The following is a 26,165-nucleotide window of genomic DNA, read 5'->3' as shown; positions in this document are numbered from 1 at the left end:
CGGGGAAATCAAGGTTCGCCCAGATAGTCAAAAACGAGCGTCACTTGTTTAGGAGTTAAAATCTTTTGTCCGTTGTAATAGCCCGCATCGGTGAGGGCCTGCATGAGAGGTTTGTTGTACACGAACCAGCGTTTCAGTTGAACGCCTGCGCTGCGGATGCTGCTGTGCGGGAAATACATCGCACTCAGCTCTTTCATTGAATAGGTTGTCGGTTTCATTCGTGTACAAAGATACAAAATAATTAATAATTAACAATTAATAATTTACTCGATTACCGGTCTGTCGTCCTCGCCTCCTCCGGGATTTCCGCCGCTTTCCGCTTCTTTCTTTTCAGTCGAAGTGAAGGCGACCAGCCTTTTAGTGTTGCGTAATGATGCGCCGGGGGTGAAGATCACACGCGCCCCTTTTACATCTGCCTGGGTAAACGACTTCTTGTCGTTGGCGCCCTTGCTGGAAAGCGACAGGCGGAAGTTTCCGAACTCGCCCAACTGCACGATACGTCCGGCACGCAGTTCCATATCGAGGACAAAGTTAAGGTTGTCCAATACCGCTTTTACATCGGCACTTGAAACAGTCGATCGTGCCCCGATCGTCATACACAATGTCTCCATGTCGGTATAACCGTTGTAATCGGGGATTGCGTAGACCTTTTCCTGTGCTGCACCGCCTTTCAGGTCGGTTACTTTTCTTGTTACTAATTTGTAGCCCTGGGCCATGTTTTAAATAATTGTTTAAAGGTTGATACTTTGTTGTTTTGTCTGATTGACAATGCAAAGTTACAACCGGGCAAAAGGGCGGAGTTGGGTTGTGTGCAGATAGGTGGCTTTAAATGATCTTTTGCATAATATCCTTTATATCCAAATTCAATTTTGAGAATGCGAACCATTTTTTACCGAGGTCTTTCAAGGAAGCACCGATATGGTAAATATCTTTGTTGTCGATCAGCAAAAAACGGTCGTGCGACTGCCTGAACTGTTTTATGACAACAGGCTCGTATTGAGCATTATGACGCTGCAAATCCAAAGCCAGTTGTTTAGATATTTGCGCTGTATAAATTACAGCTGTAACATGGACATTCCGTTTAGTCAGCAACATTAAAACACTATCATCCACATAATTATCGATCAAAACAATAGATTTTCTGGCCGATTTTATCAGATCAGCAGCAAATTTATAGGCATCGAACAGTTGGCCGTCGAAGAAAATACCTTCGACAGGTGGAAGAGCATTCCTTACAAAAAAATCGATCTTTTGATCATGCTCGATCAGCTTAGCTTCAATATTTTCTATTCGTCTGTTAATTGCATAACCTTTTAATAAATAATCTTTCAGAATTTTATTCGCCCAAACACGGAATCGAGTTGCATTCTTGGAGTTGACACGGTAGCCGACAGACAATATGGCATCCAGATTATAAAATCGGGTTTGGTATTTTTGTTTACCGTCATTACCCATATATTCCAAAATGGAATATGTGCTTTCTTCATTCAGTTCTCCTGAATCGTATATATTTTTTAAATGCTTGGATATAGCAGGTTGCTTCACACCGAATAGTTCGGCAATTTGTACTTGGGTTAACCAAACGGTTTCGTTTTCTATTCTGACTTCCATCTTTAAAGTTGCTTCCGGATGGTAAAAAATGATTTCTCCTTGATTTTTCATAGCTATACGATTTTGTTTGTGGCAAAGTTAAGATTATTATTTATTTGACAGGTGTTTTTGAAGAAAAATATGCGCTATTTCTGTGTATTAAGAACTCCGCCCCGGCGGAATGAACCGTCGGAGCGGAGTTGGGTTGTGTGCAGATAGGTGGGGAAAAGGAATGCAATTACTTTGAAAGTAAAATAATAATAGCTACATTTGCCACATAAAATCAAAACATTATGGCTATAAAAATTAAAACAATTCCCACTTTGACAGGGCAGGCTGCTATCGATTTTGAAAAGAAAGCAAGGGAAGCCGAAAAGAAACGAGGTTCTGTCGATTTTACTGAACAGAAAAAAAATGCAAAAGCTATTTTAGCTAAAGCAAAATTGTAATAACATTTTAAACCTTACTATGAAAATGGGATTTTTGACAGATAACTGTTTTTTCTCTGTACTAAATACAGAGGTCGTGTCTAATATGGCACATTTTTATTGTGGTGATACCGATTTAGATAACTTCTTCCAAAATGAAGCTATTCTTTATTCAAAGCAATTATTAGGCAAAAGCTATTGTTTCCGCTTGGAACAAGATCCAACAATTGTTGTATGCGCTTTTACTGTGGCTAATGCAAGCATGCGGGTTGATTTTTTGCCTAATGCCCGAAAGAAAAAAATATCTAAAAATATACCTCATCAGAAAGAGCATAAAAGTTATCCGGCTGTATTAGTTGGACGATTAGGAGTAAATATCGGTTATCAGTCGCATCATGTTGGTTGTGAGTTGATGGATTTTATCAAGTCATGGTTTGTTGATCCACTTAATAAAACCGGATGCCGCTTTGTGATTGTGGATGCATATAATAATGAAAAAGCAATTGCTTATTATAAAAGAAATAATTTTGAGTCAGTTTTTAGCTCCGAAGAACAAGAACGTAATGCGTTGGGACTTTCTGTAGAAAAGCTGGATACAAGATTTATGTTTTTTGATCTGATAACAATTTGTTAAAGAACGAAACCCCGGCGGTTCATTCCGCCGAGGCGGAGTTGGGTTGTGTGCAGATAGATGATTCTTCAAACAAACTCGAACAAATAGCTTTTATAATATTTGTCGATAAAGCCGTTCTCGCGCAGGATATCGAATACGTTTTGGAGTGATTTCTGGCCAAAGCTCCTGTAGCATTTGAAATGATACATTTTATATTCTTTGATCTCAAACAACAGGTCTTTGATTGTCCTTATATCCAAGGCTCTGAACGTCAGCAGGACACGCGTATTGAAATTAAACAGTTCAACAGGCTGTTGGAGTATGGCCATCACATCTTCCAGATACATGGGAAGCAGTTCATATTTATCAACCTCTTCCGGGGGAATATTGCCCTTGTTAAGCCACGAGTTATAGAGCAACAACCGCAACCGGCTGTTCTCATACTCCAAAGCCTGACTTCTTAAAGCCAACTGGTTTAAAATCTCTTCCTGCCTGGAAATCCTTTTCAATAACAAGGCTTCCGATGCATTGTTTGTATTGTGTTCTGCCATAATATTTATACTATTTTTAAATAAACTGCCATATCCTCACGGACGGGCAGCTTCTACTTAACCGACGTAAATCGCAAGCATCACACCTCCGATTTACACACATTCTTTTATAGTGAATTAGTAGTGTTCGTTGCATCGGACAATAATATCTTGTTTTTCAATTACTGCCGATACAGAAAGCTATAGTTTGGAGATTTCAGTGCATAAAAAAAGCGTGAAGCTGCCGCTATTATCTGAAACACAGGTATTTCCCTTACCCCTTCCACTTGATAATAGACAACAGCCCACGCCATATTTTATACACATAAGTATATACAATCGACATGGGCATTTTGTTGCTATTACTCCAGTGAAAGTCTAATTTGGGAAATTTAGTGTTTCCAGAATAATATCTTAAAATGCTTAACTTATAATTTATGTTGCCGTAAACCTGTTACCGCTGTAACCGACTACACTACGACACGACAAATATAGGGTTTATTTATAGAAAACCATATTTATTTGGAACTTATTTCTGACAGAAGCCTTATTTCTTAAAGCCGGATCAAATAAACTGCGATTTATACACTATCTATTTATCCCTTTTAGACCCTATCCGCATCCATTTCCAATTTCTCCCGAATGAATTTCGATTTTCTTCCGAGAGAAATTATTTTTTCTACCGGAAGCGTGCTTTCCTATCAAAAACAACAGCTTTCACCGAAAACCATAAAACAGACAATAACCCTTTTTGACACAAGACCATTTCTCGCCGTTGGAATTTAATAAAAAAACGTATATCTACAGGTAGCACAAAAGTTAATATTAACAAATACGCATCAAATAAAAATATTCTCATAAAATCACACATAAATATTGAATATCACTTGCTCATATCATTTTTATTATCTACTTTTGCATCGGTTTAATCAAACAACAAACGATTAAACCTTAACTATACATATTAATAATATTTTAATTTTAGAAAATGAAACCGAAAGAAAATTACGTTTCCAGAGCCGAGTTACCTATGAAAGATTGCGTATTGACTCTCCAATCAAATGCGAAAATCAACGTCTTGTATGCCGAAAAAGGGCGCGGGCTGCTGGAACGGATCGGGCGCGAAGGAATGAACGAGGCTTTTGCGGACGAAATCAGGTCGTATATCTCCGAATGTACGTGCAAAGTCGGGCTGATGAACAGCATACGCAAACCTTTTACGGCCAAGCTGACCGAGTTGCAAAAACAGTTCGTCACCCTCGAAAAAGGGATCGACCCCGCCGAGAAAGGCAGTCCGGCTTACGAAGCCGCCAACATGCTGCGCGCCTATCTCAAAAAGCAGATGAACGAGGCCAACGCCCGCGCTTTCCAGCTACAAAAGAACCGCGACCGTACCGGAAAACGGATTGCAGGACGCGACGACCTCACCGAAGAGGAAAAAGCGCAGGCCTTGCAGAAAGCCGACTCACGATTGCTGGCCGGACAGGCTTCGCTGCGGCTCGACGAAGTGGCAGCCGACCTGGTGCCCGTCGTCACCGAACCCGAAGGATACATCGACCTGCTGCGTTTCTGGTGGCAGGAACTGGGCCGCAACCTCTCCGACGACGACCTCGAACGCATCTTCCGCCCGATGCTCTCCTATGCCAAAAAGCAGGCGCGCAAAGGGGTGAAAGTAGACAGCGTCTACGTGGCCTACCTGCCGGAACCGAAAATCGGGAAAATCGCCTGATTATTATTACTTTTCTAAAACAATAACTATTTTTTTATTAAACAACCAAATGTACAATACATTAAGAACGTTTTCATTCCTGTCCATCAAAGATGGCAAATTCAAAGCCCGCTATGAAGCTTTTACGGAAGCCACAGGCGACAACCGCGTAATAACCTACGAAAACGATGCACCCGCGCACCCCGATCTCGGCGAAGGGATGCAACGTATGGCCTATCATGTGGTGAACCTCACCGGGCTGGTGGCCGTAGACGACGACATCTGCATCACCGGTTTCCAGCGCCAGAACTGCGGCGACGCGCAACTGCTTACAATCTATGCCCGCCTGGGAAAACAGGAGAGCCATTGCGGCAATATCGTCACCCGTTTTTACATCGGCCGCGACGAATACCCTTCGATCGACCTCCTGCTCGAAGACCTTTCTGCCTGCGAACGCGAAGCGCTGGCCTACATCGAAGCGGGCAAGCGGCTGGAACACGATGCCTTTATCTCGCTCGACGACAACGACTTGGAAACACTTAACGCTGCCGCCTGATGAGAAAGCATTTCACCCTAAAAACGGGTTGCCTCCTGGGAGACCAGGCGGCAATCTGCCTGATGAAGCTGATGGCGGGCGAAAAAGGTTCGCGCGGCTATACGTACACCAGCGGCGAGGAATTCGGTTATTATTACGAACCGCGCTGCCGCAAATGGATCGTGTTCGACAACCGCCACAACACCTGCCTGATGGAACAATGCAACACCGACAAGGAAGCGGAAGCTTTTCTCTATGACGACGGAGACCTATTCGCCGCTTAGCGTGCTGATCCGCAAACATACGGGCGAGGATGTAGTGGCGGAATACCGTTTCCATCCTTCACGGGACTGGCGTTTCGACTTCGCCATCCCCGCCCGCCGTGTAGCGATCGAGGTGGAAGGCGGCGCCTTTAACGGTGGCCGCCACATCCGCCCCGAAGGTTACCTGCGCGATATGGAGAAATACAACGAGGCGGCAGTCTCGGGCTGGTGCGTGATACGCGTGCTGCCGGCGGAACTGCTGATGCTGAAAACTGTACGTTTAATTATACGGGCTATTATCAAAAACAAATCATGTCAAGACCATCAAGAACCGGATTAGATTATTTTCCTTTGGATACAACCATCCTTAACGACATTAAAATAAGGCGGATAAAGAAGCAATTTGGCGCAGAAGCTTTTTTGCTTTATATCTCGCTTTTGTGCGATATTTATTCAAACGGGTATTATATCGAAGCGACCGACGATTACCTGTTCGACCAGGGCGAAAAGTTGGGAATTCCCGAAAACAGCGTGTTGGAAATTATTCTGGCTTGTGTCAAAATAGGCCTGTTCTGTGAAGAGTTCTTTATGGAACACCGTATTTTGACCTCGAAAAGTATTCAAGACCGTTTTTCTTTAGCAACAAAGAAACGATCTGTAAACCAGATAGTTGAATACAAATGCAATTTTATTTCCGCTCCCGAAACCCTGGTTTCCGTGTCGGAAACTCCCCCAAAACAGGGTTTAAGTACACAAAGTAAAGTAAAGGAAAGTAAAGTAAATTTACAACAACAGCAACAACGCGCGTGCGAGGAGCCGAAAGAAGAGCCGCAGAGCTTGGATGAAGAACGCGAACAATGGAAAGATACCTTGCTGGCAGATGAAGACTGGCAGGCCACGATCGTCCGTTATGCCGGAAAAGGCACGGCCGTCCTGCAACATACGCGCGAAGCGATGGCCGTATTCGACGATTACCTGCGCCTGAAATTCAGCCTGGACACGATACGGACAAAAAAGGATTACAGCCAGAGTTTCGTCGGCTGGTGGCGATACCATAACTTCAATCTGAAAATGGAAGAACTTTCCGGCGGCACACCAAAAACGATCCTGCAACCGATTTATTCATCCAACCAACCGGAGCGGCGCTCGAAAATTGAAGAATTGATGGAAACGGGTAAACGGGCTACGGAAATAGCCATGAAAATCTATAATTCGCAAGCCGTATGAGTTTGGAAATCAGATTGCAGCACGCCATTGCCGACCGCCGCCTGATGACGTACCAGCCGGGGGAAATTCTTCCGGCAGTCAATCAGATTTTATTGCAAACCTATGTCCTGCTGGGCTTTTCGCCACCCAAAGACGGCGACCTGGGAATATTGATTGCCAAGCTGTCTGCCGACCTGCAAGAATCGTACCCCAGCCTCACCTTGCAGGAAGTCGCCCTCTGTTTCGAGTTGGGAGCCAAAGGCGAGTACGGCGATTTCATGGGGCTGAACATGCGCACGATCACCCGTTGGCTGAAAGCCTATCAGACAAGCGACCTGCGTTACCGGGCTGTCGTCGAACGCGAGCAGGCAAAAGCGCAATCCGCCCTCCCACCCGTCTCCGACGCCTACAAGGAAGAGCGCGAACGGGCTTTCCTGCGCCGTGTATTCGAGCAATACCGGGCAGGTTATCCGCTCGAACGCCTCTACCCTGCCCGCGTCTATCTCTCCCTGCAAGCCCGTGGCATCATCCGCGACTCCCCGGAAGCAAAGCACGCTGCCATGCGCCAGGCTGCCGGCTACAAGCCTGCCGGAAACATGGTGATCGACGAGGATATGCGCCAGGCGATGGTGAGGCAAAGGGCGATGGAGATTCTTTTGAAACGGTTTTTTGATAAGGGTATGATGCCAATATGATACATTTTCCGTATTTTTGCGTCTACATAATTTTCAATAGTATATATTAATCCATTGGAGGTACAAGAATTACTCAAGATATTTGCCGCCCACCCGCAAATTACTGCACTGGACACCCTTTTGAACGGTAATACGTCAAACAATATATTCCTGAAAGGGTTGAACGGATCGGGCGCTGCAATGACAATCGCTTCTCTTTTTTTAAAAAGAAGGGGAAGCTATGTGTGCATACTTAACGACCAGGAAGAAGCCGGCTACTTTTATCACGACCTGATTCAGTTGACCGGCAGCAGCGATATTTACTTCTTCCCTTCCGCCTATCGCCGGGCAATCAAATACGGACACGTCGATCCGGCCAACGAGATCCTGCGCACCGAAGTGCTCAGCGTCCTGCAAGACCCGGAAGCACCGTTCGTTATCGTCTCTTATCCCGACGCATTGGCGGAGAAAGTCATATCGCGCGAAGATCTGAAGCAGAACACACTCAAGATCAGCGTCGGCGAAAAGCTGGATAATATGTTCGTTTCCGATGTATTGGACGAATATGGTTTCGAGCAGGTCGATTATGTGTATGAGCCGGGGCAATATGCCATACGCGGTAGTATCCTCGACGTTTTCTCTTTTTCGTACGAGTTCCCCTACCGCATCGACTTTTTCGGAAGCGAAGTGGAAACGATCCGTACGTTCGATGTGGAGACGCAGCTTTCCAAAGAGAAGATGGACAGCATCTATATCGTACCGGAAATGAATAAGAGCAACCGCAGTAACACAATGTTGCTGAACTCATTGCCCCCGCAAACGACCCTGGCCTGCAAAGACCTGGCCTGGACGAAGGAACGGATAGACAGCTTGTGGAACGAAGAACCGGTGATCGGTGACGAGGAGTCGTTCGCAGACGCCGAAGCGATGCGTGCCAAATTAGTCAGAGGGGACGAATTCCTCCGGACAGCCCTGAATTTCCGCCGGATGCATTTCGGTACACGCCCAACCGGAGTGGCCGATGCGACCCTGACTTTCAGCACGCAGGCACAGCCCATCTATCATAAGAACTTCGAAATGGTGAGCAGCTCTTTCCGAGATTATCTGGAGAAGGGCTATACTTTATATATATTGAGTGACGTCGAGAAGCAGGCCATCCGCATCCGGGCAATCTTCGAAGACCGGGGAGAGAACATCCCTTTTACCTCGGTCAACAAGACGATACATGAAGGCTTCGCGGACGAGACATTACAGATCTGCCTCTTTACCGACCACCAGCTATTCGACCGTTTCCACAAATTCAACCTGAAAAGCGAGAAGGCAAGGAGCGGAAAGATCACGCTGTCGCTGAAGGAGCTGAACCAGTTCACGACAGGCGATTATATCGTGCATATCGATCATGGCGTCGGACAGTTCGGCGGCCTGGTACGCACCGAAGTGAACGGAAAGATACAGGAAGCGATCAAGCTGATCTATCAGAACAACGATATTATCTTCGTCAGCATCCACTCGCTGCACAAACTCTCCAAATACAAAGGAAAAGACAGCGGCGAGCCTCCCAAACTGAACAAGCTGGGAACCGGTGCCTGGGAAAAGATGAAGGAAAAAACGAAGAAGAAGGTCAAGGACATCGCCCGCGACCTGATCCTCCTCTATTCGCAGCGCAAACAGGAAAAGGGTTTCTCTTACTCGCCCGACAGCTTTATGCAGCACGAACTGGAGGCCAGCTTCATCTACGAAGATACGCCCGACCAGATGAAAGCGACGGCGGATGTAAAGGAGGATATGGAAAATCCGCGCCCGATGGATCGACTGATCTGCGGCGACGTCGGGTTCGGAAAGACCGAAGTAGCCATCCGCGCCGCCTTCAAAGCGGTATCGGATAATAAGCAGGTGGCCGTATTGGTGCCGACTACCGTGCTGGCTTTCCAGCATTTCCAGACTTTCTCCGAGCGTCTGAAAAATTTCCCTTGCCGGATCGATTATATCAGCCGGGCACGGACAACGGCACAGGTCAAGGCAACCCTGAAAGATGTGGCGGACGGGAAAGTTAATATCCTGATCGGCACACACCGTATCGTCAGCAAGGATGTGAAGTTCAAAGACCTGGGATTGCTGGTCATCGACGAAGAGCAGAAGTTCGGCGTATCGGTCAAGGAGAAGCTTCGCCAAATGAAGGTAAATGTGGATACGCTGACCATGACGGCGACACCAATCCCGCGTACGTTGCAATTCTCGCTGATGGGAGCCCGCGACCTGAGCAGCATCACGACGCCGCCCCCCAACCGCTATCCGGTACAGACGGAAGTGGAGCGTTTCAACCCCGATATTATCCGCGAGGCGATCAACTTCGAAATGAGCCGTAACGGGCAGGTATTTTTCATCAATAACCGTGTTCAGAACATTTACGAAATAGAACATCTGGTACGCCGGGAAGTGCCCGACGCCCGCATAGCCGTCGGCCACGGACAGATGGAACCGGACAAGCTGGAGAAAATCATCCTCGACTTCGTAAACTACGAATACGATGTATTGATCGCCACCAGTATCGTGGAAAGCGGTATCGACGTGCCGAATGCCAACACCATCATTATCAACAACGCCCAGCAGTTCGGGCTGTCCGACCTGCACCAGTTGCGCGGACGTGTGGGACGAAGCAACCGCAAAGCGTTCTGTTACCTGCTCTCACCGCCTCTCTCCTCGCTCACGCAGGAGGCACGCCGCCGTTTGCAGGCGATCGAAAACTTCTCCGAGCTGGGAAGCGGCATTCATATCGCCATGCAAGACCTCGACATCCGTGGTGCCGGAAATATGCTGGGTGCCGAACAAAGCGGCTTCATTGCCGACCTCGGCTACGAAACCTACCAGAAGATCCTGGAAGAGGCCGTCGACGAACTGAAGAGTGACGAGTTTGCCGACCTCTACGCCGATGCGGATGACGGCAAACGGGATTCCGGTAGCGAATATATCCGCGAAACGTATATCGAAAGCGACCTGGAGCTGATGTTCCCTCCTACTTATATCCCCAACGACTCGGAACGTATCACCTTGTACCGCGAACTGGATAAGATGGAAGAGGAACGCGACATCCTGGCCTTTACCGAACGTCTGAAAGACCGTTTCGGTAAGATCCCGAAAGAGGGAAAAGAGCTGATCCGTGTCGTCCGCCTCCGCCGCATAGCCAGGAAACTGGGCATGGAGAAACTGGTACTGAAAAAAGGCTTGATGAGTATCTTCCTGGTAGCCAACCAGGACAGCCCGTATTACCAGAGCGAAGCATTCGATAAGTTATTAGCATTCATACAGAAGCATCCCCGCGAATGCATGATCCGGGACGTGAACGGCAAGCGTAGCATCGTGGTAAAGAATGTCAGCACGGTAGAAGCCGCTTGCGCGCTGCTTGAAGAAATAGAGAAACAAACCCTATAAACGATATCAGATGAAAAAGACGCTTATTGACTTTTTTGAAAGCTCGGTGAAGCAATTCCCCGACAACCCGTTCTTATGGGAAAAGACGAAAGACAAGTTCGAACCGACTTCTTACACAGAGGTGAAAGAACAGGTTTACACCCTTGGAGCCGGACTGGTTGCCCTCGGGGTAAAGAAGGGTGACAACATGGCTTTACTGAGCGAAGGCCGCAACGCCTGGATCATCGGCGAGCTGGCCATGTTCTATGCCGGAGCCACCAATGTGCCCCTTTCCATTAAACTGGAAGAGGCCAACGACCTGCTGTTCCGACTGCTGCATGCCGACGTGAAATACATCATGGTATCGGGCAACCAGCTGAAGAAGATACGGGCGATCATGGATAAACTGCCTCTTATCCGGCAGGTGATTGTTTTTGACGACCAGCCGGAATATAAGGAGAAAGAAATACCTCTTTCCAAAGTGATCGGAATGGGAAAAGAGTACCTTCAGACGCATCCGCTGGATGAATTCCTGGCAATCGGACAGTCGCTGACGAATGACGATTATGCCACCATCACTTATACATCCGGTACGACAGCCGACCCGAAAGGGGTTATCCTGACGCACCGTAATTATACCGCCAATGTCGAACAATCGCTTACCTGTGTGGATATCGACGATACCTGGCGCACATTGGTTATCCTTCCCCTCGACCATTGCTTCGCCCATGTGGTCGGCTTCTATATATTTATGTATAAAGGAGCGTCCGTCGCTACGGTACAGGTAGGAAAGACAGGTATGGAGACTCTAAAGAATATACCGATAAATATCAAGGAGTTCAAGCCTTACCTGATATTGAGTGTTCCGGCTCTGGCCAAGAACTTCAAGAAGAACATCGAGCAAGGAATCCGTGCACAGGGCAACCTGGTAAACCGCCTATTCCACATGGGGCTGAACGTGGCCTATACTTACAATGGTGACGGCGGCGATGACAAAGGACGCGGATGGCGTTTCCTCCTAAAGCCGGTCGTTGCCCTGTTCGACAGTCTCATCTTCTCGAAAGTACGCGAAAACTTCGGGGGAGAACTGAAGTTCTTTATCGGCGGCGGTGCCTTGCTGGACAAAGATTTGCAGAAGTTCTATTATGCCATCGGCCTGCCGATGTTCCAGGGTTACGGACTGAGTGAAGCGACTCCCGTCATCTCGACCAATGGCCCGCGCCATCACCGGTTCGGAAGTAGCGGCGTACTGGTTCAGCCGCTCGACCTGAAAATATGCGACCTGGATGGAAAAGAATTGCCCGTCGGCGAGAAAGGTGAAATCGTTATCCGTGGAGAGAACGTTATGGCCGGTTACTGGAAAAACCCAACCTCGACAGCCGACACAGTCAAAGACGGCTGGCTTTATACCGGCGACATGGGTTATATGGGTAAAGACGGATTACTGTATGTACTGGGCCGTTTCAAAAGCTTGCTGATCGGTAGCGACGGCGAGAAATACAGTCCGGAAGGGATTGAAGAGGCCTTGGTTGAACATTCTTCCTGCATCGACCAGCTGTTGCTCTACAATAACCAGAATCCTTACACCGTGGCTCTGGTCGTACCCAACAAAGAACGTTTGAAGAAACATCTGGCGCATCAGCAGCTCGATCTCAATTCCGATAAAGGCAAAGAAGAAGCAATCCGCATTATCCAGGGTCAGATCGACCGTTTCCGCAAAGGGGGCGACCTGGCTGCTATGTTCCCCGACCGCTGGCTACCGACAACATTCGCTGTTCTCCCGGAGCCTTTCACCGAACAGAATGGCCTGGTAAACAGCACCATGAAGATCGTACGCGGCAAAGTGGAAAAGGCTTATGCCGACCGCATAGACCTCCTGTATACGCCGGAAGGAAAGAACCCGGTGAATACGGTGAATTTGAAGTCGCTGTAAAAGAAACTGTAAGGTAAATAACAAGGGGCTGTTTGTTACGCAAGCAGCCCCTTGTTGGTATGTATGATAAACGACCTGGTGAAGATATCTCACAAAACGGTCACGCTTATCCTCTTTCCTAATCCACGGAATATCTTATATAAAGTCGGTAACCGTACATCACACTTTCCGTTCTCAATACGGGAGATATAACTTTTCTTTGTACCGATCCTCGCTGCTAGTTGCTCCTGGGTCAAACCAGCTTTAAGGCGCTCTTCTCTCAAGCGCTCGGCAAGAATGAAAGCTTGTGCATCTTCTTCAAACTGATCACGTTCGGGAGTTCCGGCAGGGCCCAATTCAACATCTAATAATTCGTCGAATGTATGACACTGCATTATTTGTTCTTGTTTCTCTTCGCTCAAATATTCTTCTTTCATATTCATTTACCTTTCTTTCCTTTAAAATATTCTTTCATAATTCTGGTTGCCAATTCTATTTCTTTCAATGGAGTTTTCTGTGATTTCTTTTGAAAGCCATTAAAAAGAACTACAATCCGCCCGTCATCCAGACAACAGAAAATACGATATATATTACTTTCGTATTCAACTCGTATTTCATACAAACCTTTCACACCTTCTACATGTTTAAAAAACCTGACAGGTACATTCTCTTCTTCTTGCAACACCTTTAAAACATACTTTATTTTGTTTCTAACTCCGGCAGATAGAGGGGCATAGAACAATTTAAAGTAATCTTTATACAAAAGAATCTCTCGTCTACTTTTCATAATTACGATTTTAGTATTATCACCCGCAAAGTTAACTAATTAATTAACTTCCCCAAGAATTCACCCTTCATTTTCATCCCTTATGATTAAATATTATTAATAAGGCATACATCCTCCCTCCGAAGAAAAAGACTACCTTTGCCAACTGCATTATCCGAGAAGGAATAACGTTAGTTTCATGGTAAAAAGAATTCGCTTTATATTACTGTTGGTTTTATTGCAGGCAGTGACTGGTATCTCTGTTTTATATGCTCAAAGCATTACTTCTGCATCCGGTATTGTGAAAGATTCAATCACCGGAGAGCCTTTGGCCTTTGTATCCGTCTACTTCGACGGCTCCACGATTGGTGCAATGACCGACGATAACGGGAAGTTTACCCTTCAGAACGATAAGGGGTACAATAAACTGGCCTTCGCATCGCTGGGATACGATACCAAAGTGATCGACCTGAAAACAGGCCAGAAGAACGACGGCCTCGACATAAAGATACGTCCTACGGCTTTCGAGATCTCCGAGGTGGTTGTAAAACCCAAAAGAGAGAAATACACCCGCAAAGACAACCCGGCAGTCGAACTGATCCGGAAGGTGATCGAGCATAAGAACGACAACCGCATCGAAGCGAAAGACGAATACCAGACGGAAGTGTACGAAAAGCTTTCCCTCTCTTTGGACGACTTCAACCCGGACTTCGAGAAGAACAAGTTCATGAAGAAGTTCAAATTCATCCGGAACTATCTCGACACCTCCGAGTTCAACGGTAAACCGATCCTGACCCTTTCCGTTCGTGAAACCCTTGCGGATAAGTATTACCGCAAGCAACCGAAAACAGAAAAGACGATCGTCAAAGGAAAACGTATGCAGGGCGTCGACCAGACACTCGACGACGGCGGCGGCATCACCTCCAACCTCGAAGAGATATTCCAGGGAATCAATATCTTCGACAACAATATCAATATCCTGCTGAACCGTTTCGTCAGCCCGCTATCCTCCACCCTGGCTACCAGCTATTATAAGTATTATATTATGGATACGCTGGATATCGGCGGCGATAAATGCGTCGACCTGGCTTTCGTCCCGGTCAACAGTCAGAGTTACGGTTTCACCGGAAGACTGTATATTACGCTGGACGGGAACTATGCCCTAAAGAAATTCCTGCTCAACACGCCGGTCAACATCAACCTCAACTGGGTGGATAAGCTCCGTATCGAACAGGAATTCGAACGGATGCCCGACAGCACCTGGGTGGTCAAGAACGAAAACACTTACGTCAACTTCTACCTGGTGAAAGGAGCGCAACAACTCTATGCACACCAGTTAAGGAACTACGACAAATACAATTTCAATATAGAACAAGCGCAAGCCGACTCCGTTTTCAACCTGTTGGGCTCGCTTCACACCCTGCCTGTTGCAATCGAGCAAACCGATACGTTCTGGGTAAACAACCGCCATGTCCCGCTGAAGGAAAAAGAGAATGCACTGGACGACTTGCTGGCACAGCTCCGGAAAGTCCCGGCCTTCAACGTAATCATCAAAACGGCAGAGATACTCATATCCGGCTACATCCCAACGGCGGGCGACAAGAAATCGACCAAGTTCGACTTCGGGCCGATGAATACGACCATCAGTGGTAACAGCCTGGAAGGTGTCCGCCTGCGTGTCGGCGGTATGACGACAGCCAACCTGAACCCTTACTGGTTCGCCAGCGGCTACCTGGCCTACGGAACGAACGACCGTAAACTGAAATACAACGTCAAACTGACCCATAGCTTCAACAAGAAGCTCTACCACGAAGGAGAAAGCCCGGTCAACAACCTCTCCTTCATCCAGGAATACGACGTATATACTCCGGGACAGGACTTCCTCTTTACCAGCAAAGACAACATCTTCGTTGCCTGGAAAGTGGGCGAACCTGTTACCAAGATGCAGTATATCCGCAAGTCGATGTTCCAGTATGAAAAAGAATGGCTGAACGGCCTTACCTGGCGGTCATGGGTGTACAACCAGAACAACCAGGCGGCGGGAACGCTTAAATACATAGAGAAAGATGCCGACGGTATGCTGATACACAAGAAAAGCATCACCACATCCGAGATCGGTACACAACTCCGTTTTGCTCCGGGCGAACGCTCCTACGACGGCCGTTCCGGTAAAGAGTCGGTATTCAACCTGTCGAAAGACGCTCCTATCTTCAAGCTCTCACACCAGCTAGGCCTGAAAGTGTTAGGGGGCGAATACACCTACAACCATACGGAAGTCAGTGCCGAGAAACGTATCTGGTTATCTTCCTTCGGGCATATCGATACACAGCTGAAAGCCGGGAAAGTATGGAACAAGGTTCCTTTCCCCCTGCTGATATTGCCGAACACCAACCAGTCCATCACCATTCAGCCGGAAGCATTCCATATGATGAATGCGTTGGAATTCGTTACCGACCAGTACGTTTCATTCAATGCCACCTATTATATGAAAGGATGGATACTGAACCGTATCCCGGGTGTTAAGTGGCTGCGTCTGCGCGAAGTGATCTCTTTCAACGGTATCTATGGCGGACTGACAGACAAGAACAATCCGACCATGACACCCGGCCTGTTCGTCTTGCCCGACGGGACACGTCCCCTGGGTAACACGCCTTATATGGAAGCCAGCGTCGGCCTGGAGAATATTTTCAAGATACTCCGCATCGACTATTACCGCCGTCTGACTTACCTGAACGAACCGAATATAAAGAAAGGCGGCGTACGTATTGCTTTACGCTTCTCCTTCTAAGCTATTGAGATTTGAATATGATAAAAGATACAAATTCCCCTTTGAACCATGCACCGAATGCGTGGGCGTTGATACCGTTACTGGTATTCCTCCTCACCTACCTGGTTGTTTCGATATTGGCGGGCGATTTCTACAAGATGCCTATTACGGTTGCTTTCGTTATCTCGTCGGTGGTTGCCATCGCCATATCCAAGGGTGGAAAACTATCCAACCGCATCGAACAGTTCTGCCGTGGAGCAGCCAACACCAATATCATGCTGATGGTGCTTATCTTCATCCTGGCAGGCGCTTTCGCCCAAACGGCTAAGTCGATGGGGGCGGTAGATGCGACCGTCAACCTGGCGATGTCGATCCTGCCCGGTAACCTGCTGGCGGCCGGTATCTTCCTGGCGGCTTGTTTTATCTCCATTTCGGTGGGTACTTCGGTCGGGACGATCGTTGCACTGGCCCCCGTGGCGGTGGGTATTGCGGCCAAGACAGGGATGCCCGATGCCCTGATGCTCGGCGTAGTTGTCAGCGGGGCGATGTTCGGCGATAACCTGTCGTTTATTTCGGATACAACCATTGTTGCCACCCGTACACAGGGATGCAATATGAACGATAAGTTTAAGGTGAACATCCGCATTGCCCTTCCGATAGCGATTCTCACAGGAATAATATATGTATTGGTTGGTAGCGGTATAGACAGCGACTACGCTCCCGGAACGATCGAATGGGTCAAGGTGATACCTTATATCGTAGTGCTCGTAACGGCTATCTTCGGTGTGAACGTGATGTTGGTATTGTTTATCGGCATCCTGCTGTCGGGTGTCGTGGGACTGCTGACAGGCGGTTTCGACGTATGGGGATGGACGGCTTCGATGGGGCTCGGTATCACGAACATGGGCGAACTGATCATCGTCACCCTGCTGGCCGGCGGTATGCTGGAAATGATCCGCTACAACGGCGGTATCGACTGGATCATCGGGAAGCTGACTTCACATATCCGCTCCTCAAAAGGGGCTGAGCTGAGTATTGCCGCCCTGGTGAGCTTTGCCAACCTCTGCACGGCAAACAATACAATCGCCCTGATCATGGCAGGCCCGATCGCCAAAGACATCGCCGACCGTTTCCATGTAGACCCGCGCCGCAGTGCCAGCCTGCTCGATATCTTCTCCTGTTTCGTGCAGGGCATTATCCCTTATGGCGCACAACTGCTGATGGCTGCCGGACTGGGTGGCGTCTCTCCTATCGAGATCATGCAATATCTGTACTATCCTTATCTGTTAGGACTTGGCGCTTTGCTGGCTATCGCTTTCGGGTATCCGGGAAAGTTTGCAAAGAAAGGTTTCACATCTGCTAAGATATAAAAACATTCACCTATGAAAATATTTTAGCCAATCCGTATTCTATATCCATTGAAATGAATACCTTTGCCTACATAACTCAAGAATCAAAACATATTAATTATGAAAGACAAAGGAGAAATTATTATTTATCAATCAGAAAACACTCTGCAATTAGAGGTCAGAATGGAAGATGAAACCGTTTGGCTGACTCAAGCACAAATGATAGAACTTTTTCAAAGAGACCAATCAGTTATTGCCAGACATATAGGCAACATATTCAAAGAAAAAGAGCTGGATGAAAAAAGCAATATGCATTTTTTGCATATTGCAAATTCAGACAAACCGGTTAAAGCTTATAGTCTCGATGTCATTATCTCTGTCGGTTATCGTGTGAAATCACAAAGAGGCACTCAATTCAGAATATGGGCGAACAGGATACTAAAAGAATACATGCTGAAAGGCTATACAATCAATCAGCGAATAGAAGTTATTGAACAGAGAATGAATTCCAAATTCTCTGAATACGATGAAAAGTTCGACTTCTTCATCAAAACATCCCTGCCGCCGGTAGAAGGTATTTTCTATGATGGGCAACTATTCGATGCCTACAAATTTGCCTCTGACCTGGTGCGAACGGCTACAAAGTCTCTTATCCTGATCGATAATTATATAGACGATACCGTCTTGACGCTTTTTACCAAACGCATTCCCGGAGTGAGTGTTACGATTTATACCGCACAAATACGCTTATTAGGATGTCTATTTAACGCGAATTAGGGTGTCTACTACATACTAAGTAGACACCCTAATCTGTGATTGTCCGCGTGTTCCGCGTTATCCTTGTTTATGATCTTACTTCAAACCTCTGTTCTTCAGCAACGGTTCGGTGTTAGGTTCTTTGCCACGGAAATTCTTGTACATATCCATTGCATCGTCGATACCGCCCGGAGTCAGGACATAGGTACGGAACTTGGCAGCCACTTCGGGGTTGAAGATGTCGCCGCTTTCCTTGAATGCCTGGTAAGCATCGGAGTCGAGCACTTCGGCCCAGATATAACTATAATAACCGGCTGTGTAACCGCCGCCCATCGTATGGTTGAAATACGTAGTGCGGTAACGCGGCGGGATCTGTTTCAGCAGGCCACGATCACCCAGTACGGTTTCTTCAAACTTCATCACGTCTGCACCGTCATGTACTTCCTTCAATACATGGAAATCCATATCCAGCAGGGAAGCAGCCAGATATTCGGTCGTAGCAAAACCCTGACCGTACTTGCCGCTCTTATCCAGTTTCTCGATCAGTTCGGCCGGGATCACTTCGCCTGTCTGGTAATGTTTGGCGTAAACCTTCAACACTTCCGGTTCAAATACCCAATGTTCCATGATCTGTGAAGGCAACTCAACGAAGTCGCGGGGAACACCCGATACACCATAATAATGTACATCCTTAAACAGGTTGTGCAGGCCATGTCCGAACTCATGGAACAATGTACCGGCTTCGTCGGCACTCAACAAGGCAGGTTGACCCGGAGACGGCTGTGAGAAGTTGCAAACGATCGTTACGACAGGAGCCTGGCGCTTGCCATCCTGATAAGTCTGCGAACGGTAAGTACCGCACCAGGCACCCCCTTTTTTGCTGGCACGCGGGAAGTAGTCCATATACAACACGCCTAGATGTGTGCCGTCCTTGTCTTTACATTCGAATGCTTCTGCATCGGGATATGGCAGAGGGATATCCTTTATCGGGGTAAAAGTGATACCGTACAGCTTGTTGGCAACATAGAAAGCACCGTCGCGCACGTTCTCGAGTTTCAGATACGGGCGCACCTGGTTCTCGTCGAGGTCGAATTTGGTTTTCTTTGCTTTCTCGAAATAGTAACGCCAATCCCAGCCTTCAGCCTGGAAGTTGCCGCCTTCTTTCCTGATCTCGGCGTTGATGTCGGCCAGTTCGGCTTTTGCCTTGCCGATAGCGGGTGTCCAAATTTCATCCAGCAGGGCATACACCTTATCGGATGTCTTTGCCATACGGTCTTCCAGGACGAAAGAAGCGTAATCGTCGTACCCCATCAGTTTGGCTTTTTCCAGACGAAGGGAGATCAGTTTGCGTACTACTTCTTTATTGTCGGCATCGTTGCCGTTATTGCCACGGTTGATATAACCGTTGAATATCTTTTCACGCAAAGCGCGGTTGTCGGCATATTGCAGGAAAGGCATTACGCTCGGATTGTGCAGGGTGAAGACCCATTTGCCTTCCATTCCGGCGGCGCGGGCAGCTGCTTCGGCATTCAGCACCAGGCTTTCGGGCAAACCTGCCAGGTCGGCCTTATTGTCGATCACCAGCTTGAAAGCGTTGGTTTCCTTCAGCATATTCTGTCCGAAGGTGAGTTGGAGCATGGATATCTCGCTGTTCAGTTCACGCAGGCGAGCCTGTTTTTCGGCATCGAGGTTGGCACCGCCACGTACAAAATCCTTGTAGGTTTCTTCCAGCAACTTCTTCTGTTCCTTGTCGAGGTTCATCGACTCCTGGTTGTCGTATACGGCCTTTACGCGTTTGAACAGTTCCGCGTTCAGACGGATATCGTCGCTGTTCTTCGACAGCAGCGGAGAGAGCTCGCGACTCAATGCCTGCATATCATCGTTGGTATTGGCACTGTTCTGGCCATAGAAAACAGGGCTTATCCGGCGCAGCAGCTTTCCGCTCTGGTCGAGTGCCACGATCGTATTTTCGAAATCGGGTGCAGCCTTCTGGTTAACAATAGCTTCAATGTCTTTCTGTTGCTCGGCTATCCCTGCTTTAAAGGCAGGCATATAATCCTCCAATGTGATCTTGTCGAAAGGAGGAACACCAAACGGGGTCGTGAACTCTGTCAGGAAAATATCCCCGGGAGCTGTGGTTTCAGACTTTTTCCCCGGCGAACTACAAGCACTAAGTGCAACGGCTATACCGGCTGCCATAATCATTTTCTTCATGTTGTTCTGTTTAAGTATTTTATTAACGCAAAGATATAAAAAAAGAGAAGCCTTCCAAAATACAGGAAGGCTTCTCTATCAACAGTATGTAAGATAATCTTATTTTAAACCTCTGTTTTTAAGTAATGGTTCGATGCTCGGTTCTTTGCCGCGGAAGTTTTTGTACATGACCATTGCATCGTCGATACCGCCCGGAGTCAGGACATAGGTACGGAACTTGGCAGCCACTTCGGGATTGAAGATATCGCCGGTTTCCTTATAGGCTTCGAAAGCATCGGCATCCAGCACCTCAGCCCAGATGTAGCTGTAATAGCCGGCAGTGTAACCACCTGTCATCGTATGGCTGAAATAGGTAGTGCGGTAACGCGGCGGAATCTGACGGATCAGGCCGCGGCTGTTCAGGGCATTGGCTTCGAATGCTTCGACATCCATATCGGGCTGTTGTTCTTTCAGGATATGATAATCCATATCGAGCAGGGAAGCAGCCAGGTATTCGACTGTGGCAAAACCTTGTCCGTACTTGCCGCTCTTCACGATCTTGTCGACCAGTTCCTGAGGAATGACCTCGCCGGTTTCGTAATGTTTGGCATATACTTTCAGTACTTCCGGTTCAAATACCCAATGTTCGTTCACCTGCGAAGGCAATTCAACAAAGTCGCGCGGAACATCAGCAACGCCATAATAGTGAACGTCACCGAACAAGCTATGCAGGGCATGTCCGAATTCGTGGAAAACCGTTTCCGCTTCATCGGCACTCAACAAGGCAGGTTGTCCGGCAGCCGGTTTGCTGAAGTTGAAGACAGTCGTCACAATCGGATCGACGCGCTTGCCATCCTTATAAGTCTGCGAACGGTAACCACCGCACCAGGCACCGCCGCTCTTGCCGGGACGTGTGTAGAAGTCCATGTAGAGGACACCCAGCGGGCTGCCGTCTTTGTCCTTGCATTCGAATGCATACGCATCGGGATCGGGCTTCGGTATATCCTTGATTTCGGTGAAGGTGATACCGTACAATTTATTTGCCACATAGAAAGCACCGTCACGCACATGGTTGAGTTCCAGGTACGGACGCACTTCGTTTTCATCCATATTGAATTTAGCCTGGCGTGCCTTATCGGCATAATAACGCCAGTCCCAGCCTTCGGCATCGAAGTTACCGCCCTCTTTCCTGATCTCGGCGTTGATGTCGGCCAGTTCTTCCTTCGCCTTTTTCAAAGCCGGAGTCCACACCTGGTCGAGCAGGTTATATACGTTCTTTTCGTTCTTCGCCATATTCTCTTCCAGCACGTAAGCGGCAAAGTCTTCGTAACCCAGCAGTTTCGCTTTGTCGAGGCGGGCGGCAACCAGCTGTTTCACGACTTCCTTGTTATCATTCTCGTTGCCGTTATTGCCACGGTTGATATAAGCCTTGAAGATCTTTTCACGCAAAGCACGGTTATCGGCATATTGCAGGAACGGCATCACGCTCGGGTTATGCAGCGTGAAAACCCATTTCCCTTCCATCGAGTCGGCAGCGGCTGTTTCGGCAGCAGCGGCAACCAGCGATTCGGGCAGGCCTGCCAAGTCTTCCTTCTTGTCGATAACCAACTTGAATGCATTGGTTTCTTTCAGCATATTCTGGCCGAAAGTAAGTTCCAGCACGGAGATCTTCTCGTTCAACTCACGCAGCTTGGCCTGGTTGTCGGCATCCAGGTTGGCCCCTCCGCGTACGAATCCTTTGTAGGTTTCTTCCAGCAACTTCTTCTGTTCCTTATTCAGACCGAGCGAAGCCTGGTTGTCATAAACAGCTTTCACACGGGCAAAGAGAGCCGGGTTCAGGCTGATATCATCCGAATGGGCGGAGAAAAGAGGATAGAGTTCCTGCTCCAGCTCCTGTATCTCGTCGGTGGTATTCACACTCGACTGTCCTCCGAAAGCATACAGTACTTTATTCAGTAACTCGCCGGATTGGTCGAGAGCGACGATCGTGTTTTCGAAGGTCGGCTCTTCGGTGTTGTTCACAATGGTGTCGATTTCCTTTTTGTGCTCTTCCATCCCTTTCAGGAAGGCCGGTTTGTAATGGGCTACCTCGATCTTATCGAAGGGAGGGACACCGAACGGGGTTGTGTACTCCGTAAAGAAAGGATTGGGTGTAGTCTCGGCTACATCGCTTTTCTTTGAAGAGCTGCATGCTCCCAAAACTACTGCCAGTCCGGCAGCCATAAGCGCTTTGTTCATAACTATTATATTGTAAGAATTAATTTATATCCACATTATTTATATAACGAGGCCTACAAAGATAGGGAAGTTTTATTTTACTTTGTCTCCTTAACATTATAAATAGATGAGCCATGAACAGAATATGTGAGTTATTCGGTATTAAATACCCCATTATACAAGGCGGGATGGTATGGTGTAGCGGTTGGCGGCTGGCTTCGGCTGTCAGCAATGCAGGCGGACTGGGTTTACTGGGAGCCGGTTCCATGCATCCCGAAGTACTTCGCGAACACATCCGGAAATGCCAGGCGGCGACCGACAAACCGTTCGGCGTCAATGTCCCCTTAATGTATCCGGAGATAGAAAGCCTGATGAACATCCTGGTGGAAGAAGGGGTAAAAATAGTCTTTACCTCGGCCGGAAGCCCGAAGAAATGGACACCGTTCCTGAAGGAGCACGGCATGACGGTCGTGCATGTAGTAAGCAGTTCCCTCTTTGCAGCCAAATGTGAAGAAGCCGGTGTCGACGCGATCGTAGCCGAAGGCTTTGAAGCCGGCGGACATAACGGACGGGAAGAGACGACGACCCTTTGCCTGATCCCTGCCGTACGCCGGGCAACTTCTCTCCCACTCCTTGCTGCGGGCGGCATAGGTACGGGCGATGCGATGCTGGCTACTTTTGCCCTCGGAGCCGAAGGTGTACAGATCGGTACCCGTTTCGCCCTGACCCGGGAAAGTTCCGCACACGAAAACTTCAAGCAGCTTTGCCTTAATCTGAATGAAGGTGATACGAAATTGCTGCTGAAGAAGCTGGCTCCCACCCGTCTGGTAAAAGGCGGTTTCACCTCTGCTGTGGAAGAAGCCGAAGCGCGGGGTGCATCGGTAGAGGAAATGCGCGCGTTACTCGGAAAAGGCAGAGCCAAGAAAGGCATGTTCGAAGGCAACCTGGAAGAAGGCGAACTGGAGATCGGCCAGGTAGCCGCCCTGTTCAGGAAAGAAGAGACGGTAGCGGAAGTAATCGAAGATATTATGACCGGCTACCGGCAGATGCTTACCCGCCTAACAGACGGTTCGGCATCCTGCTGACAGCCGGTCGAGAGGTGACTTCTGTTTCACCTAGGAGAAACAAGTGTTTCATGCGGAAGAAACAAGTGTTTCTCCCTAGTGAAACTTTAGTTTCTCCCGGATGAAACTTTTCTTACCTCCGCATATTCCACCAGCCACGGCAGGTTGAAACGGTAATGATTACGGCTGCTGACCAGATGGATCGTTCCGTCGGGCGATTGTGTTCCTGCCAGATAGCCACGGGGTTCGGCATGGGTGCTATCCATATCGAAGAAGCCTGTCCAGGCACCGCCATCCATAAAGCGCTCCTTGCCATCGGTCAGTAATTTCTTTACCGGCCAGGTCTTCCCGTCGTCGAACGAGAGGGCGGCATACATTCCGTAGCCCGTATATTCCTGGCCGTCCTTATCTTTGAAGGTCATTCCTTCCAGGCCGTTCTTCAGGCGGAAAGGATGATGGGTGAAAGAGATCAGGAGAATAGGCCCTTCTTGCAGGCGCATCAGCACCAGGCGTTGCCCGCCGTCGATCGGGGGGAACTCGGAAGCACTATATGTCCATGTCTTTCCGTTATCTTCTGAGATACTCATCGGCATCCGTATCAGTCCGGCTTCGTTAACGATACCGTCGCCACGTCCCAAAGCCATAAAGCGGCCGTCGGAAAGCTGCACCACACCGGCATGGATACCGGCAATCGTCCCGCCGGACTGTCCTGCTTCGAACTTGCCGGGGTTCACCCGTCCGGGAAAGGCTTGTCCCATATCCTCCCATGTTTGTCCTCCGTCGCGGCTCATATGCAGAGCTGTTCCTCCATCACTGCGGGGAGTGGCGTCGGCAGCCTGCACCAGCCAGCCTTCTTTCGTGCGGAAGGAACCGGCTATCACCTGATGGCGGCGGGCATGTTCGGGGGCAACGATACGGGGACGACTCCAGGTAGCACCATTGTCGGTGCTGGTTCGCATCACCATTGCCAAGGTTTCCCAGGTTCCGGCAGCTTCTACGCCGTTCATGTGGATCAATGTGCCGTTATTGTTCAGGAGTGATGAGCCGGTTACATTCCGGTCGGGCACCCGGAAGAACTCGCGAGGCTGGCTCCATTCGTTACTGCCGGCTTTCAGGCGGCTTTCCAGGATAGTCATTTCCCGCCCCGACTCTTCATCGCAGGTGAACCAGATAGCCAACAGGTCGCCATTATCGCACCAACTGATAGCCGGGCAATGGTTATGCCGGTAGAAAGGAACGCCGGAATGACAATCGGGCGCATTCACATAGACAAGCGGCTCGGCAAAGAACGGTTCTTTCGAGGGTGCGTTCCAGTTATATTTGCTTTGTGAGATATTCTCTTCCACGGCCGATTCCAACGCGGGAAGCGGCCCGGTCGTCGGCATGTCGGCCTGCACGACACGGAATCCGGTCAGCCAGTGTTTGTCTTCGGGGATCATTGCCATGCGGTTGGCCGAACGCAGGAAACGTTCCGGGGTGCTATGGCTTCCGCCGCGCGTTACTTTATATAAGCCATCGGCACGCCCGACCGGATCGGTTTGTGCAGTTGCTTCGTAAGGGCCGTACCAGTCGCTGCACCATTCTTCCACATTGCCGTGCATATCGTAGAGTCCGAAAGGATTGGGGCGGGTCTTCCCTACCGTCAGGTTGATGGTCGAGTCGGTGCCCCATACGTTTTGCTGGTTCTTATGGAAGATGCCGTGCAGTCCGTCGTCCATCCAGAAGTGCCAGTACGTGCCGGCACGGCAAGCGTATTCCCATTCGGCTTCGGTCGGGAGACGGTAGGTTTTGCCTTCCTTCTCCGACAACCATTCGCAAAAGGCTTTTGCTTCGGGGTAGCTGACAAAGACAACGGCTTCGTCGTCTCCGTTGGAAAGGCCGTACTTGCCCCTGAGTGCTTTATGGGTGGGATCGAAGCATTCGTATTGTGCGTTCGTTACCTCGGTCGCGCCCATCAGGAAGGGACGGCTGATCGTAACCGGGTGGATGGGTGCTTCGTCAAAGTTCTCTCCTACTCCGTGGCTTCCCATGTGGAAAGAACCTTCGGGTATGTGTACCAGTTCCATGCCCAGCGTATTCTTCTCCTGGGCGTAAGTAGTGGTTGCCAGCAGGGCGCAAAGGCTATAACATAAGATTGTTGTGTTTCTCATCTTTCATTCGTTATTTGCAGATTTCAAGGAATAAAG

At 48.5% G+C, this 26,165-nt stretch carries 23 protein-coding genes; 14 read left to right on the top strand and 9 right to left on the bottom strand.

All coding sequences use genetic code 11. From position 1 onward, the window contains the following. Window positions 1-8: 8 nt before the first annotated feature. The 3 genes from HMPREF1536_RS27170 to HMPREF1536_RS17965 all read right to left on the bottom strand — a co-directional run bounded on the left by HMPREF1536_RS27170 (window position 9) and on the right by HMPREF1536_RS17965 (window position 1,662). Window positions 9-236 carry a DUF4248 domain-containing protein gene (locus tag HMPREF1536_RS27170; RefSeq protein ID WP_225608019.1) on the bottom strand — a complete coding sequence of 76 codons (228 nt, stop codon included), beginning with the start codon at window positions 234-236 and terminating at the stop codon, window positions 9-11. Window positions 237-263: 27 nt separating this feature from the next. Further along, entirely contained in the window at window positions 264-716 is a 453-nt protein-coding gene (locus tag HMPREF1536_RS17970) for an HU family DNA-binding protein (protein WP_028726680.1), read from the bottom strand. A 109-nt stretch (window positions 717-825) separates the two neighbouring features. Beyond that, the gene (locus HMPREF1536_RS17965) at window positions 826-1,662 is read right to left on the bottom strand and encodes a virulence RhuM family protein (protein WP_028726681.1); all 837 of its coding nucleotides are present in this window, start codon (window positions 1,660-1,662) and stop codon (window positions 826-828) included. 221 nt (window positions 1,663-1,883) lie between these two features. On the opposite strand from HMPREF1536_RS17965, the gene HMPREF1536_RS27945 reads away from it, so the two are divergent. Beyond that, complete coding sequence (locus HMPREF1536_RS27945) at window positions 1,884-2,039, top strand: hypothetical protein (RefSeq protein ID WP_044191588.1); 156 nt, start codon at window positions 1,884-1,886, stop codon at window positions 2,037-2,039. Window positions 2,040-2,058: 19 nt separating this feature from the next. After that, on the top strand, window positions 2,059-2,652 hold the full coding sequence (locus HMPREF1536_RS17955; RefSeq protein ID WP_225608018.1) for an N-acetyltransferase: 594 nt from the start codon (window positions 2,059-2,061) through the stop codon (window positions 2,650-2,652). 65 nt (window positions 2,653-2,717) lie between these two features. Here HMPREF1536_RS17955 and HMPREF1536_RS17950 read toward each other — a convergent pair whose 3' ends face one another. Beyond that, window positions 2,718-3,182, bottom strand: coding sequence for a hypothetical protein (locus tag HMPREF1536_RS17950; RefSeq protein ID WP_028726683.1), 465 nt, complete (start codon window positions 3,180-3,182; stop codon window positions 2,718-2,720). 967 nt (window positions 3,183-4,149) lie between these two features. Between HMPREF1536_RS17950 and HMPREF1536_RS17945 the strand changes: the two genes are divergently transcribed. Genes HMPREF1536_RS17945 through HMPREF1536_RS17910 form a run of 8 tightly spaced genes read left to right on the top strand, consistent with a single transcriptional unit; the run spans window position 4,150 to window position 12,888 of the window. Continuing rightward, window positions 4,150-4,890 (top strand): hypothetical protein, encoded by a 741-nt coding sequence (locus HMPREF1536_RS17945; RefSeq protein ID WP_028726684.1) that lies wholly within the window; start codon window positions 4,150-4,152, stop codon window positions 4,888-4,890. Window positions 4,891-4,939: 49 nt separating this feature from the next. Continuing rightward, window positions 4,940-5,425 (top strand): hypothetical protein, encoded by a 486-nt coding sequence (locus HMPREF1536_RS17940; protein WP_028726685.1) that lies wholly within the window; start codon window positions 4,940-4,942, stop codon window positions 5,423-5,425. Continuing rightward, window positions 5,425-5,688, top strand: a complete 264-nt coding sequence (locus HMPREF1536_RS17935) for a hypothetical protein (protein WP_028726686.1) — start codon at window positions 5,425-5,427, stop codon at window positions 5,686-5,688. The genes HMPREF1536_RS17940 and HMPREF1536_RS17935 overlap by 1 nt, the downstream gene beginning before the upstream one ends. Beyond that, window positions 5,660-6,007 (top strand): PDDEXK family nuclease, encoded by a 348-nt coding sequence (locus tag HMPREF1536_RS17930; protein WP_225608017.1) that lies wholly within the window; start codon window positions 5,660-5,662, stop codon window positions 6,005-6,007. Before HMPREF1536_RS17935 ends, HMPREF1536_RS17930 begins: the two co-directional genes overlap by 29 nt. Beyond that, a complete protein-coding gene (locus HMPREF1536_RS27165) occupies window positions 5,980-6,894 on the top strand; it encodes a DUF4373 domain-containing protein (protein WP_081693273.1) in 915 nt (304 codons plus the stop codon). The genes HMPREF1536_RS17930 and HMPREF1536_RS27165 overlap by 28 nt, the downstream gene beginning before the upstream one ends. A gap of 44 nt (window positions 6,895-6,938) precedes the next feature. Beyond that, complete coding sequence (locus HMPREF1536_RS26710) at window positions 6,939-7,568, top strand: hypothetical protein (protein ID WP_150115634.1); 630 nt, start codon at window positions 6,939-6,941, stop codon at window positions 7,566-7,568. Window positions 7,569-7,622: 54 nt separating this feature from the next. Further along, entirely contained in the window at window positions 7,623-10,976 is a 3,354-nt protein-coding gene (gene mfd / locus HMPREF1536_RS17915) for a transcription-repair coupling factor (protein WP_028726687.1), read from the top strand. Between the two features lie 10 nt (window positions 10,977-10,986). After that, window positions 10,987-12,888 carry an AMP-dependent synthetase/ligase gene (locus tag HMPREF1536_RS17910; RefSeq protein ID WP_028726688.1) on the top strand — a complete coding sequence of 634 codons (1,902 nt, stop codon included), beginning with the start codon at window positions 10,987-10,989 and terminating at the stop codon, window positions 12,886-12,888. Between the two features lie 89 nt (window positions 12,889-12,977). On the opposite strand, the gene HMPREF1536_RS17905 is transcribed toward HMPREF1536_RS17910, so the two are convergent. Beyond that, the gene (locus HMPREF1536_RS17905) at window positions 12,978-13,304 is read right to left on the bottom strand and encodes a helix-turn-helix domain-containing protein (protein WP_181988973.1); all 327 of its coding nucleotides are present in this window, start codon (window positions 13,302-13,304) and stop codon (window positions 12,978-12,980) included. A 2-nt stretch (window positions 13,305-13,306) separates the two neighbouring features. Continuing rightward, entirely contained in the window at window positions 13,307-13,654 is a 348-nt protein-coding gene (locus HMPREF1536_RS17900; protein ID WP_044191589.1) for a type II toxin-antitoxin system RelE/ParE family toxin, read from the bottom strand. A 178-nt stretch (window positions 13,655-13,832) separates the two neighbouring features. On the opposite strand from HMPREF1536_RS17900, the gene HMPREF1536_RS17895 reads away from it, so the two are divergent. The 3 genes from HMPREF1536_RS17895 to HMPREF1536_RS17885 all read left to right on the top strand — a co-directional run bounded on the left by HMPREF1536_RS17895 (window position 13,833) and on the right by HMPREF1536_RS17885 (window position 18,526). Next, a complete protein-coding gene (locus HMPREF1536_RS17895) occupies window positions 13,833-16,421 on the top strand; it encodes a DUF5686 and carboxypeptidase-like regulatory domain-containing protein (protein WP_028726691.1) in 2,589 nt (862 codons plus the stop codon). 17 nt (window positions 16,422-16,438) lie between these two features. Beyond that, window positions 16,439-17,770, top strand: coding sequence for a Na+/H+ antiporter NhaC family protein (locus HMPREF1536_RS17890; protein WP_044191591.1), 1,332 nt, complete (start codon window positions 16,439-16,441; stop codon window positions 17,768-17,770). Between the two features lie 99 nt (window positions 17,771-17,869). Continuing rightward, on the top strand, window positions 17,870-18,526 hold the full coding sequence (locus HMPREF1536_RS17885) for a virulence RhuM family protein (RefSeq protein ID WP_044191592.1): 657 nt from the start codon (window positions 17,870-17,872) through the stop codon (window positions 18,524-18,526). A gap of 75 nt (window positions 18,527-18,601) precedes the next feature. Here HMPREF1536_RS17885 and HMPREF1536_RS17880 read toward each other — a convergent pair whose 3' ends face one another. Then, window positions 18,602-20,719 carry a M3 family metallopeptidase gene (locus HMPREF1536_RS17880; RefSeq protein ID WP_028726693.1) on the bottom strand — a complete coding sequence of 706 codons (2,118 nt, stop codon included), beginning with the start codon at window positions 20,717-20,719 and terminating at the stop codon, window positions 18,602-18,604. A gap of 99 nt (window positions 20,720-20,818) precedes the next feature. Next, a complete protein-coding gene (locus HMPREF1536_RS17875; protein ID WP_028726694.1) occupies window positions 20,819-22,936 on the bottom strand; it encodes a M3 family metallopeptidase in 2,118 nt (705 codons plus the stop codon). 113 nt (window positions 22,937-23,049) lie between these two features. Between HMPREF1536_RS17875 and HMPREF1536_RS17870 the strand changes: the two genes are divergently transcribed. Beyond that, window positions 23,050-24,000 carry an NAD(P)H-dependent flavin oxidoreductase gene (locus tag HMPREF1536_RS17870; RefSeq protein ID WP_028726695.1) on the top strand — a complete coding sequence of 317 codons (951 nt, stop codon included), beginning with the start codon at window positions 23,050-23,052 and terminating at the stop codon, window positions 23,998-24,000. An 86-nt stretch (window positions 24,001-24,086) separates the two neighbouring features. Here the strand turns inward: HMPREF1536_RS17870 and HMPREF1536_RS17865 are convergent, their stop codons facing one another. Continuing rightward, entirely contained in the window at window positions 24,087-26,129 is a 2,043-nt protein-coding gene (locus tag HMPREF1536_RS17865) for an SUMF1/EgtB/PvdO family nonheme iron enzyme (protein ID WP_028726696.1), read from the bottom strand. Between the last annotated feature and the right edge of the window lie 36 nt (window positions 26,130-26,165).

The sequence above is a fragment of the Parabacteroides gordonii MS-1 = DSM 23371 genome, from assembly GCF_000969825.1.
GTDB classification, from domain to species: domain Bacteria; phylum Bacteroidota; class Bacteroidia; order Bacteroidales; family Tannerellaceae; genus Parabacteroides; species Parabacteroides gordonii.
Note: the sequence above shows the minus strand (reverse complement) of the source record. Positions and strands in the feature narration are given on the sequence as shown.